This is a genomic window from uncultured Parolsenella sp., from assembly GCF_958346945.1.
In the GTDB taxonomy this organism is placed as follows: domain Bacteria; phylum Actinomycetota; class Coriobacteriia; order Coriobacteriales; family Atopobiaceae; genus Parolsenella.
In genome coordinates this window covers 1-11,733 of record NZ_CATVTL010000020.1, presented here as the reverse complement: position 1 = coordinate 11,733, position 11,733 = coordinate 1, and the positions used below count along the sequence as shown (strand labels likewise).

8 protein-coding genes and 2 tRNA genes are annotated in these 11,733 nt (G+C 67.5%); 7 read left to right on the top strand and 3 right to left on the bottom strand.

Annotated features, from left to right (window positions below; genetic code table 11):
- From rho to Q3866_RS07675, 3 genes are all read left to right on the top strand, one after another.
- Window positions 1-1,442: transcription termination factor Rho (gene rho, locus Q3866_RS07685; RefSeq protein ID WP_301830806.1), on the top strand; the 1,442-nt coding region annotated here is incomplete at its 5' end.
- A gap of 288 nt (window positions 1,443-1,730) precedes the next feature.
- Window positions 1,731-3,134 (top strand): hypothetical protein, encoded by a 1,404-nt coding sequence (locus tag Q3866_RS07680; RefSeq protein ID WP_301830804.1) that lies wholly within the window; start codon window positions 1,731-1,733, stop codon window positions 3,132-3,134.
- A gap of 3 nt (window positions 3,135-3,137) precedes the next feature.
- Entirely contained in the window at window positions 3,138-3,608 is a 471-nt protein-coding gene (locus Q3866_RS07675; protein ID WP_301830803.1) for a VanZ family protein, read from the top strand.
- On the opposite strand, the gene thrB is transcribed toward Q3866_RS07675, so the two are convergent.
- The gene (gene thrB / locus Q3866_RS07670; RefSeq protein WP_301830802.1) at window positions 3,568-4,449 is read right to left on the bottom strand and encodes a homoserine kinase; all 882 of its coding nucleotides are present in this window, start codon (window positions 4,447-4,449) and stop codon (window positions 3,568-3,570) included. The two genes, Q3866_RS07675 and thrB, sit on opposite strands and share 41 nt — an antisense overlap.
- A complete protein-coding gene (gene thrC / locus Q3866_RS07665) occupies window positions 4,446-5,927 on the bottom strand; it encodes a threonine synthase (RefSeq protein WP_301830800.1) in 1,482 nt (493 codons plus the stop codon). Before thrC ends, thrB begins: the two co-directional genes overlap by 4 nt.
- Window positions 5,928-6,114: 187 nt before the next feature.
- Here thrC and Q3866_RS07660 point away from each other — a divergent pair, with 187 nt between their 5' ends.
- From Q3866_RS07660 to feoB, 3 genes are all read left to right on the top strand, one after another.
- Window positions 6,115-7,434 (top strand): aspartate kinase, encoded by a 1,320-nt coding sequence (locus Q3866_RS07660; protein WP_293674028.1) that lies wholly within the window; start codon window positions 6,115-6,117, stop codon window positions 7,432-7,434.
- A gap of 3 nt (window positions 7,435-7,437) precedes the next feature.
- Window positions 7,438-8,463 carry an aspartate-semialdehyde dehydrogenase gene (locus tag Q3866_RS07655; protein WP_293674029.1) on the top strand — a complete coding sequence of 342 codons (1,026 nt, stop codon included), beginning with the start codon at window positions 7,438-7,440 and terminating at the stop codon, window positions 8,461-8,463.
- Window positions 8,464-8,683: 220 nt separating this feature from the next.
- Complete coding sequence (gene feoB, locus Q3866_RS07650; protein ID WP_301830798.1) at window positions 8,684-11,041, top strand: ferrous iron transport protein B; 2,358 nt, start codon at window positions 8,684-8,686, stop codon at window positions 11,039-11,041.
- A 175-nt stretch (window positions 11,042-11,216) separates the two neighbouring features.
- Here feoB and Q3866_RS07645 read toward each other — a convergent pair.
- A tRNA-Arg gene (locus Q3866_RS07645) sits at window positions 11,217-11,293 on the bottom strand.
- Between the two features lie 275 nt (window positions 11,294-11,568).
- On the opposite strand from Q3866_RS07645, the gene Q3866_RS07640 reads away from it, so the two are divergent.
- A tRNA-His gene (locus Q3866_RS07640) sits at window positions 11,569-11,644 on the top strand.
- Window positions 11,645-11,733: the final 89 nt, after the last annotated feature.

Below are 11,733 nucleotides of genomic sequence, written 5' to 3'. Positions count from 1 at the left end.
CGCAGCAGGCCCAGGGCGAGCAGCAGCCGCGCAAGCAGTACCAGCGCCCCGACCGCCCCAAGCAGTACCAGCAGGGCCGCTACAACAACCAGCAGAACCAGGGTCGTCGCCGCGGCCGCCACAACAACGGCGGCAACAACAACGGCAACGGCGTCGTCGAGCCGCGCTTCTCGCGCGAGATGCTCTCCTCGATGCTCGTGGCGGAGCTCCGCGTCCACGCCGCGGGCCTGGGCGTCGAGTACGTGGGCGTGCGCAAGGCAGACCTCGTCGAGGCCGTCTACGTGGCCTCCGCGCGCGCCGAGGGCTTCCGCGACGTCGCGGGCGTGCTCGACATCACGGGCGAGGGCTACGGCTTCGTGCGCACCGGCAACTACATGGCTGGCGACGACGACGCCTTCGTTCCCCAGCAGCTCATCAAGCACATGAGCCTGCGCCGCGGAGACTGGGTCGAGGGCACCGTGCGCCCCAGCCGCCCCAACGACAAGTACCCGGCGCTGCAGAAGGTCGCCTCGATCAATGGCGCCTCTCCCGAGGTCGCCCGCGAGCGCCCGCGCTTCCGCGACCTCACGCCGGTCTATCCCAACGAGCGCCTCGTCATGGAGCACGGCAAGAACTCGATAACCGGCCGCGCCATCGACCTGGTGGCGCCCATCGGCAAGGGCCAGCGCGGCCTCATCGTGAGTCCCCCCAAGGCGGGCAAGACCACGGTGCTCAAGCGCATCTGCGAGTCCATCGCCGCCAACAACCCCGAGGTCTACCTCATCTGCCTTTTGGTGGACGAGCGTCCCGAGGAGGTCACTGACATGCAGCGCTCCATCAAGGGCGACGTCGTGGCCTCGACGTTCGATATGCCGGCCGACAACCACACGGCCGTCTCCGAGCTCGTGATCGAGCGTGCCAAGCGCCTGGTCGAGATGGGTCGCGACGTGGTGGTCGTGCTCGACTCCATCACTCGCCTTGCCCGCGCCTACAACCTCGCCCAGCCGGCGAGTGGGCGTATCCTCTCCGGCGGCGTGGACGCCTCGGCGCTCTACCCGCCCAAGAAGTTCCTGGGCGCCGCGCGCAACATCGAGAACGGTGGCTCGCTCACGATCCTCGCCTCCGCGCTCGTCGAGACGGGCTCCAAGATGGACGAGGTCATCTTCGAGGAGTTCAAGGGCACGGGCAACATGGAGCTCAAGCTCGACCGCGAGCTGGCCGACAAGCGCATCTTCCCAGCCATCGACCCGGTGGCTTCGGGCACGCGCAACGAGGAACTGCTCATTGACCCCGAGCTGCAGCCCTTCGTGTGGGGCCTGCGCCGCATCCTTGCCAACATGAACAACATCGAGCGCGCCGAGAACTCGCTCGTGCGTAGCCTCAAGGCCACGGCGACCAACGAGGAGTTCCTCATACGCTCGGCAAAGAAGGCCCAGCAGAGCGAGTACGCCGACGCCCTGTAGGGACGCCTCTCGCGCCTGGCTTGGCGCAGGGAGCACCCCAGCCTCCGCCCGCTGGTCGATTGACCGTGGACGGAGGCATTTTTATGCAACGCCGACATGCCGGTGCTGCTATAGTCATACGAAGGGTGCAGAGGCGCCCACATCTTGAATTCGTTCGAGCGACGGTACCCGCAGACCAAACAGACCCCGCCGTTGCCCGATTGGCCCCGCTCGAGCGAGCGCTGGGCCCGTCGTCGCAATCTCGCCTGTTTGCATGAGCCGCCGTCGCTACTGGGGAGGCGTGAGGTCATGACGAGCAGGCGCAGCAATCCTGCCATCTTTGCCGGGCTTGCCGGTGCCGCCGCGTGGGGAGCGCCCACGTGCGCGCAGGCGCTTACGGTCATGGGCTACGAGGTCCCCACGTCTGACCCCGGCTTCACCTTCGTGGCCGGCTGCGTCACCGGCGCCATCGTGGCTGGCTGCGGCAGCCTTGCCATCTCGCGCGCCGTCGCCGCGCGCACGGCCCGCGCAGAGATCGAGAGCGCCCTGCGCGGCAGCCACGCCCAGCCTGCCGTCCCCTCCCGCACGGCCGCCCAGGCCGTGCCCACCCAGCGCAGCGCCACGGCCCAGGCCTGGGAGCAGACCGGCGACATCCGCGTGCAGGTGCCCGCCGCCAAGGCCCCGGGCGCCCAGGCGGCAGATGCCCCCGAGCCCGTGCGCGACGCCATCGAGGACGCCTGGAGCGCCTGGGAGGCCAACGCCAAGGCCTCGACCGACTACGTCGACGTGGCCGAGGGCTACGTGCGCACCCGTACCCTCGCCGAGCGCATGAGCGCTCGCGCCAAGGGCGTGGCGAGCGTGCTGTCAGAGCGCCTGGGGGCCTCCCGCATGGAGGGCCTGCCCGTGATCGAGCGCGCCGATGGAAGCGTGGGAGACGTGGGCGAGAGCTGGTGGGACGACGCCATGAGCGCCTCGTCGCGCCCGCGCGCCACCTCGCCCCTGGGCGGTGAGTCGGTCGAGGAGGGCATGAGCGGCAACAGCGCCGTGCTCTTTACGGCCCAGACCGCGGCCGAGGTCCAGGCTGCCCGCGCGGTGTGGCAGCAGGGAGCCCAGCAGGCTGCGGCGCCCGCCCAGCAGGCCGCGTCCGCCCCGGCGGCGTCTCGCCCCGCCTCTGCGGCGCAGGCCCCGCAGGACGCCCAGCCAAGCCAGACCTCCGCACAGGTCGCGTACGCCCAGCCCGCGCCCACCGCGCCCACCGCGCAGGCTGCCGCGCCCTCGCGCGAGAGCCTCGCGGAGCGCCTCGCCAACCCCGCCGAGGCCTTCCCCGAGAAGAAGCCCAAGTACACCGACGAGCAGCGCGACATGTGGGCCGAGGCCCTGGCCGCCCTCGATGAGCGCTACGAGGAGCAAGTCGTCATGGAGGCCGCCGCGGCGCCGCAGGTGGTCGTCACCACTCCGGTGGGCGACGAGCTCGACGAGCCCGAGGGCCTCGAGCCCAACACGGCCTTCATCCCGTTCAAGCCCCAGGCCGGCCACCCCGAGGTCGTCGACACCGAAAGCTACGTCGACATGCTCGTCGACCAGGAGCTCGCCCGCAACGAGAGCCCCTCGGTGCGTCGCCTCGCGCGTCACAAGCTGCGCGACTACTTCAAGGTCATTGACGGCACGGGCGACATCAAGAGCGCCCGTCACCTGGCCGCCCAGCAGGCGTAGGGCATGGGGGCGCCCCAGACGCACGCGCATGAGAAGAGCGCCCGCCGCATCCCCTCGTGGGTGCGGCGGGCGCTCGTCGTGGCGTGGATCGCCTTCATATGGAGCAGATCGCTCTTCCCGGGGCCCGCCTCGAGCTCCCAGAGCAACTTCGTGGCCGCCCTGCTCCAGCCCCTCCTCGAGGCCATGGGCATTCACGAGTGGAGCCAGATGACCTTCCTCGTGCGAAAGACCGCGCACTTCCTCGAGTACACCGTGCTGGGCGTCCTTCTCGCCCTCACGAGGGACGAGGGGAGCCCGTGGTGGCCCCGCGTGCTCGTGGGCGTGGCCACCCCCAGCGCGGACGAGACGATCCAGCTGTTCGTGCCCGGCAGGAGCGGGCAGGTCACCGACGTCATGCTCGACTGCGCGGGGGTGGCGGTGGGGATGGCCCTTGCTACAGGTATTCGATCTGCGCTCCGTCGACGTCGCAGGTAAGGATGTGCGTGGCGCACTGCGGGAAGCGCTCCTGCAGGCGCACCTGCAGAAACTTCGCGACGATGGTGTCGTCGGTCACGGCCATGAGGGTCGAGCCCGAGCCAGAGATCCACATCGTGGCGGCTCCGCCCTCGAGGCAGGTGGCGCGAATCGCATCGTAGTCGGGGATGAGCGTGCGGCGGTAGGGCTCCTGGATGAGGTCGTCGTTGGCGGCCGCGATGAGCGAGGTGTCGCCCGTCTCGAGGCCGCGCGTGAGACCCGCGATGCGGCCCATCTGCCACACGGCGGTTGACAGCGGCACCTGCTGGGGCACGACCTTGCGCGCCTCGCTCGTGTGCACCTCGTAGGGCGGCACGATCGTGAGGAAGCGCAGGCGCGGGCTCACGTCGTAGCGCAGACAGCGCGGAAGCTCGCCGGCGGGCGTGAACGAGCACACCGCGGCGCCCAGGATCGCGGGCGCCACGTTGTCGGGGTGGCCCTCGACGCGCGTCGCCATCGCCACGAGCTCCTCGCGTGTCACGGTGTGGCCCGTGAGGGCCGCGGCGGCCATGATGCCGGCGACCACGCAGGTCGAGCTTGAGCCCAGGCCGCGGGCCACGGGCACGTCGGTCTGGATGTCGATGGACACGCCAAAGGGCTCCACGCCCCACTCGGCCAGGGCGTCGACGAGCGACACGTAGACGAGGTTGTGCTCGTTTTGGAACTGCTCGGGGCAGCCCGTGATCGTGAGGCTCTCGGCGCGGTCGAACGTGAAGTGCGAGTAGAGCGACACGGCCATGCCCAGGGTGTCGTAGCCAATGCCGAGGTTGGCGCTCGTGGCGGGAACGCTTATGCGGATCATGCGAGCAGCTCCTTGGCCTTGTCCTCGACGTAGGCGTTCATGCCGTCGACGGCGACGACGTCGCCGAAGCGCTCGGGCGCGCTGCGCAGGGCCGAGAGGGCCGCGGGCGCGGTCGTGTGCGAGAGCTCCTCGAGGGCGTCCATGCACGCGAAGCCGCCCATGCCGGCGGTGTCGTGGCCGAGGGCCGCGAGCACGTCTGCCGAGAACTTGTAGGGGCTTGCCGTCGAGAGGACCACGCGGCAGGTGCCGTCGGCGGGGCGCTGCTCGAGCACGTGGTGCGCGACCGCAGTGTGCGGGTCGAGCAGCACGCCGTGCTCCTCCCAGGTGGAGCGGATCGTGGCGCGGGTGTCCTCGTCGCTGGCGCGGCCGCAGGCAAACGTGGCGTGCAGGCGCTCGAGCAGCGCGGGCGGAATCGTGTAGGCGCCCTTCTCGGCAAGGTCTGCCATGAGGGAGGCCACGAGGTCGCAGTCGCCCTCGCTCAGGTAGAAGAGCAGGCGCTCGAGGTTGGACGACACGAGGATGTCCATCGAGGGGCTGATCGTCTTGTGGAACGGGCGGCGGCGGTCATAGGTGCCGGTGGCGATGAAGTCAGTGAGGACGTCGTTGGCGTTGGAGGCCACGACGAGCTTGCGCACGGGCAGGCCCATGAGCTTGGCATAGTAGCCGGCGAGCACGTCGCCGAAGTTGCCGGTGGGCACGCAGAAGTCGATGGCGTCGCCCACCTTGAGGGCGCCCGCGCTTGCGAGCTGCGCGTAGGCGTCGAAGTAGTAGGTCACCTGCGGCACGAGGCGGCCGACGTTGATGGAGTTGGCGCTCGACAGCACGACGTTCTCCTTGGCCAGGCGGTCGCGCAGGGCGGCGTCGGCGAAGATGCGCTTGACCTCGGTCTGGGCGTCGTCGAAGTTGCCCTCGATGGCGCAGACGGCGACGTTGTTGCCGCGCTGGGTGGCCATCTGCAGGCGCTGGACGTCGGAGACCTTGCCGTGCGGGTAGAAGACGGTGACGCTCGTGCCGGGGACGTCGGCGAAGCCCTCGAGCGCGGCCTTGCCGGTGTCGCCGCTCGTGGCGGTCACGATCATGACGTTGCGGCCGTCGCCCGTGCGCGAGACGCGCATGAGCTGCGGCAGCATCTGAAGGGCCACGTCCTTGAAGGCACTCGTGGGGCCGTGCCACAGCTCGAGCGTCCAGTCGTCGCCGCAAGGCGAGACGGGCGTCACGGCGGGTGAGTCGAAGTTGTCGCCATAGGCGGCGTCGACGCAGGAGGCGATCTCTTCTGCCGTGAAGTCGTCGAGCAGATGGCCCAGGACGAGCTTGGCGCGGTCCTGGTAGGTGCCGGCCATGAGCGCGCCAAGCGAGGGCGCGCCGGCCGCGACGTCATCGCGGACGAACAGACCGCCGTCGTGGGCAATACCCTCGAGAATCGCCTGCTTGCTTGTTAAGGATTCGTTTCGCGAGCGCGTGCTATGGTACGTTGTCACTGCTCTTCTCCTTGCGTCGTGAGCGATGCGGGCGGGTGGGGGAGCCGCGAGCTCGCGGGCGTCCCTACCGTTCGAAGCATCATAGCGTGGAGAGGGCTCGGCGCGGCCTGCGGCGAGCCCACATGAGACAGTATGGAAACGTCTGCGTCTCCTTTGCACCCCCAAGGCGCGCGGCTCGGAGGGCCACATGATCAAGATCACCAAGTTCGGAGGCTCGAGCGTCGCCGACGCCGGCCAGTTCAAGAAGGTCAAGCGCATCATCGAGGCCGACGAGGGTCGCCGCTTCGTCGTCGTTTCGGCCGCCGGCAAGCGCAACTCTGACGACAACAAGATCACCGACCTTCTCTACCTGGTCGATGCCCACCGCACCTACCACGTCGACTGCACGGCGCTTCTCGAAGACATCAAGCAGCGTTTCGTCGACATCGCCACCGAGCTGGGGCTCAAGTACCCCATCGCCGAGAAGTTCGACGAGTTCGCGGCCAACATCAAGGGCTACACCACCGAGTACATCGTGAGCCGAGGCGAGTACTTCACCGCCCAGCTCATGAGCGAGTACCTTGGCCTGCCGTTCGCCGACGCCGCCGACTACGTTCGCTTCCACCACGACGGCACGCTCGACATGGAGCGCACCTGCGACCGCATCCACGACCTGGTCGTGCGCGAGGGCAGCTTCGTGCTGCCGGGCTTCTACGGCGCCACCGCCGAGGGCGACATCCGCCTGTTCAGCCGTGGCGGCGGCGACATTACGGGCGCCATCGTGGCCCGCGCGCTCAACGCCGACCTCTACGAGAACTGGACCGACGTCTCGGGCTTCCTCACGGCAGACCCGCGTATCGTCAAGCGCCCCCGCGCCATCCGCCGCATTACGTTCGACGAGATGCACGAGCTGTCCTACATGGGCGCCTCGGTGCTGCACGAGGAGGCCATCTTCCCCGTGCGCGAGGCCAACATCCCCATCGCGATCCTCAATACGAACCACCCTGAGGAGCGCGGCACGATCATCCAGGAGCGCGTCGAGCCTGGCGAGGACGACCCGGTCATCACCGGCATCGCCGGCAAGCGCGACTTCCTCACCGTGCACGTCTCCAAGACCAAGATGAGCGACTCGGTGGGCCTTCTCGCCCGTGCGCTGGGCATCTTCGAGCGCTACGGCGTCTCGGTTGAGCACGTGCCCACGGGCGTCGACTCGTTTGGCGTGGTCGTCAACAGCGCCGACGTCAAGGACAAGATCTACTCGATCGTGGCCGACCTGCAGCGCGAGCTCAAGCCCGACGAGGTCAAGGTCATCGACCAGCTGGCCCTCATCAGCGTGGTGGGTCGCAACATGTCCAACCGCCCGGGCACCTCGGGCAGGCTGTTCTACGAGCTGGGCAAGAAGGGCATCAACATCAGGCTCATCACCCAGAGCTCGCAGGAAATCAACATCATCTTTGGCGTGAACAACGCCGACTTCGAGGACACCATCCGCGCCGTCTACGACGCGTTCCTTGACGAGGAGGACTAACCCATGGCCGAGCCTAAGAACGTCGCAATCCTGGGCGCCACCGGTGCGGTGGGCACGCAGATGCTCGAGTGCCTCGCCGAGCGCGACTTCCCGGTGGGCGATTTGCATCTGCTGGCGAGCCCGCGCTCCGTGGGCAAGGTCGTCGAGTGGCAGGGCCGCAAGGTCGAGGTCGAGCTCGCGGCACCTGAGGCCTTCGAGGGCGTCGACATCGTGCTGGGCGCCGCCGGCGACGACGTGGCCAAGGAGCTCCTGCCCGAGGCCGTGCGCCGCGGTGCCACCGTGGTCGACAACTCGCACGCCTTCCGCCTCGACGCCGACGTGCCCTTGGTGGTCCCCGAGATCAACCCCGAGGACGTGGCCTGGAACCACGGCCTCATCGCGAACCCCAACTGCGCCACGATTATTGGCCTCGTGCCCACCTGGCCGCTGCACAAGCTGGGTCACGTCACGCGTATGGTCGTGAGCACCTACCAGGCCGCGAGCGGCGCCGGCGTGCCTGGCATGACCGAGCTCGAGGAGCAGCTGGGCGCCCTGGGCCGCGGCGAGGAGATTGGCGTGCCCAAGGCCTTCGCCGACCAGCTCGCCAACAACCTCATCCCCCAGATTGGCTCCGAGAAGTTCGCGGGCTACACCTCCGAGGAGATGAAGATGCAGAACGAGGGGCGCAAGATCATGCACCTGCCCGAGCTGCGCGTTAACTGCACCTGCGTGCGCGTGCCGGTGCTGCGCTCGCACTCCGAGAGCATCACCCTCGAGTTTGCCGAGCCCGTCGAGCTCGATGCCGCCCGCGAGGCCCTTGCCTGCGCCCCCGGCGTCAAGCTCGTCGACGACCTGGCTGCCGAGAAGGCCTGCGACCGCTTCCCGATGCCGTTCTACACGAGCGACCAGGACCTCGTGTGGGTTGGCCGCGTGCGCCGCGACATTTCGAACCCCGACGAGGCACGCGGCATCACGTTCTGGTGCTGCGGTGACCAGATTCGTAAGGGTGCCGCTACCAACGCCGTGCAGATTGCCGAGCTGCTGCTTTAGGGCCTCTCACGCATCGCGTGTGCACTTCTCGCGCTGAACTTGCATAACTGCCGTCTTGGGGCCGCCCGCCACGCGCGGACGGCCCCTTTCTTGTGAACGGGGGCAGAGGGACGTGTCTTTTGTCCCCAAGGGTCCGCTAATTTAAGCGGGGTTGCTATGACAACCCGGTCTCGCACTATCATTCTTGGCTAGTTAAGCGGTTGGCTAGGAGGAGTTGCACGTGAGACTCGACGCGTTGGAGATTGGCAAGGACGCAATCATTGCCTCGGTGGCATCGGATGATGCGGCGCTGCGCCAGCACATCCTCGACATGGGCCTGACGCCCGGCACCGAGGTCACCATGATGAAGTACGCCCCCATGGGCGACCCCATGGAGATTCGCCTGCGCGGTTACGAGCTCACCCTGCGCCGGGCCGACGCGGCGCGCATCGAGCTCGTCGACGTCCACGACACCGACACGGTGGCGGCTGTAAATCCCCATCGCGAGGCCTGTGCCCACCCCGCCCTGGGCGAGGGCGTGACCCCGCGCGGCGGCAAGATGGCTATCGCCGCCGGCGACCCCATCCGCTTTGCCCTGGCCGGCAACCAGAACTGCGGTAAGACCACGCTGTTCAACCAGCTCACGGGCTCAAACCAGCACGTGGGCAACTTCCCGGGCGTCACGGTCGACCGCAAGGACGGCACCGTCCGCAACCATCCCGAGGCCACGGTGACCGACCTGCCCGGCATCTACTCGCTCTCTCCCTACACGGGCGAGGAGGTCGTGAGCCGCCAGTTCATCCTCGACTCGCGGCCCGACGCCCTCATCAACATCATCGACGCCACCAACATCGAGCGAAACCTCTACCTCACGCTGCAGCTCATCGAGCTCGACCGCCCCATGGTGGTGGCGCTCAACATGATGGACGAGGTTCTCGCCAACGGCGGTTCGGTCGACGTGAACCGCCTCGAGGGGCAGCTGGGCGTGCCCGTGGTGCCCATCTCGGCCGTGAAGGGCGAGGGTATCGACGAGCTGGTCGAGCACGCCGTGCACGTGGCGCGCTTCGATGAGCGCCCGGGGCGCCTCGACTTCTGCACGCCCGACGGCCCCGGCGGTGGCGCTGTCCATCGCTGCATCCATGGCATCGCGAGCCTCATCGAGGATCACGCGCGCGCCTCGCAGATTCCGGTGCGCTTTGCGGCCACGAAGCTCGTCGAGGGCGACGAGCTCGTGATCTCGACCCTTCACCTCGACAAGAACGAGCTCGACGGCATCGAACACGTCATCTCGCAGATGGAGGAGGAGTCGGGTACCGACCGCCTCTCGGCGCTGGCCGACATGCGCTTCTCGTTCATCGAGGGGGTGTGCCAGGCCTGCGTGACCAAGCCGCATGAGAGCCGCGAGCACCTGCGCTCGGTGGCGATCGACCGCGTGCTTACGGGTCGCTACACCGCCATCCCGATGTTTCTGCTCATCATGGCGGCGGTCTTCTGGCTCACGTTTGGTGCGGTGGGGGCACCCCTGCAGGGCCTCATGGAGCAGCTCGTGGGCGCGGGCATCTCGGCGATTGACGACGCGCTCACGGCGTTTGGCACGAACCCGGTGGTGAAGTCGCTCGTGGTGGACGGCGTGCTGGCGGGCGTGGGCAGCGTGCTGTCCTTCTTACCCATCATCGTGGTGCTGTTCCTGCTGCTATCGATCCTCGAGGACTCGGGCTACATGGCGCGCGTTGCCTTTGTCATGGACAAGGTGCTGAGGCGCTTTGGTCTCTCGGGCAGGAGCTTCGTGCCCATGCTCGTGGGCTTTGGCTGCAGCGTGCCGGCCATCATGTCGACGCGCACGCTGCCCTCCGAGCACGACCGAAAGATGACCGTGATGCTCACGCCGTTTATGAGTTGCTCGGCCAAGCTGCCGGTCTATGGCCTTTTGTGCGCGGCGTTCTTCCCCCAGGCAACGGTGCCCGCCATCGTGTCGCTCTACGTGCTGGGCATCGTGGTGGGGATGGTCGTGGCGCTGGTGCTGCGCCGCACGGCGTTCAAGGGCGAGCCCGTGCCGTTCATCATGGAGCTGCCCAACTACCGCCTGCCGGGGTTCAAGACCACGCTCATGCTTGCGTGGGACAAGGCCAAGGGGTTTGTGACCAAGGCGTTCACGATCATCTTCGTGGCGAGCGTGGCCGTGTGGTTCCTGCAGACGTTCGACGTGCGCATGAACGTGGTGAGCGACCAGTCCCAGAGCCTGCTGGCGATGGTGGGTGGCTTCATAGCTCCGGTGTTTGCGCCCCTGGGGTTTGGCGACTGGAGGGCGTCGTGCGCCCTCGTGTGCGGCCTTTTGGCCAAGGAGAGCGTCATCTCCACGCTCACGGTGCTTCTGGGCTCCTCGTCCGCGACGGCGCTCTCGGGCCTGTTCGCGCCGGCGACGGCCTACGTGTTCCTCGTGTTCACGCTGCTCTACCCACCCTGCGTGGCCGCCATCGGCACGGTCAAGAGCGAGCTGGGTGGCCGCTATGCCGTGGCCGTCTTTGCCTTGCAGGTGGGCGTTGCCTGGCTTGTGGCCTTCGCCTTCCACACCGTGATGTTGGCGGTTGGCGTGCTGTAGGCCTGCGTGCGTGGCGCGGGTGTAATGTTTCTGATGCTTCATGATGCGCGGCCGGCTGGGCGAGGGTTGCCTGGTCGGCCGCACTCCGTATGAATTTGGCCCATTCTTGCCCAAATGAATAGGGGCGCAAAAAGAGGTCGGAAGGCAAAACGTGCCCTCCGACCTCGTGCTTTTCTGGTGCGCCCTGAGCGATTCGAACGCTCGACCGTCGGATTAGAAGTCCGGTGCTCTATCCAGCTGAGCTAAGGGCGCCTTCGCATGCGCGATGCGGTTTGACCATTCTAGCGCAATCAACCACCTGGGGGAGTGCGCGCCGGTCAGCGGGGTTTCAAGCTCCTGTCTGCCGCCGTCCCGGCGAGGCGAAGAAGCTGAAGCCGTGCGGGATGGGCTTCTCGACCGTATACACGATCTCTATTTGCTCGTCTACGGGTGCCGACGTCCTCGCTCAAAACTTTTTTGAAATTCCCCCTTGCATGCGCGGCGTGTGCTGTGCATAATAGACGAGCTGCTTGAAGGCGTGACAAATGGTGGGTGTAGCTCAGTTGGCAGAGCGACGGACCGTGGCTCCGTAGGTCGAGGGTTCGAGCCCCTTCACCCACCCCATCTCACACGTTCAAGGAACATGGTTCGTTAGCTCAGCTGGTAGAGCAGGGGACTCTTAATCCCAAGGTCCAGGGTTCGAACCCCTGACG

Coding starts and splice junctions, on each gene's coding strand:
- Q3866_RS07660 (WP_293674028.1), top strand. CDS start 6,115: ATGATCAAGATCACCAAGTTCGGAGGCTCGAGCGTCGCCGACGCCGGC.
- Q3866_RS07680 (WP_301830804.1), top strand. CDS start 1,731: ATGACGAGCAGGCGCAGCAATCCTGCCATCTTTGCCGGGCTTGCCGGT.
- thrB (WP_301830802.1), bottom strand. CDS start 4,449: ATGATCCGCATAAGCGTTCCCGCCACGAGCGCCAACCTCGGCATTGGC.
- Q3866_RS07675 (WP_301830803.1), top strand. CDS start 3,138: ATGGGGGCGCCCCAGACGCACGCGCATGAGAAGAGCGCCCGCCGCATC.
- Q3866_RS07655 (WP_293674029.1), top strand. CDS start 7,438: ATGGCCGAGCCTAAGAACGTCGCAATCCTGGGCGCCACCGGTGCGGTG.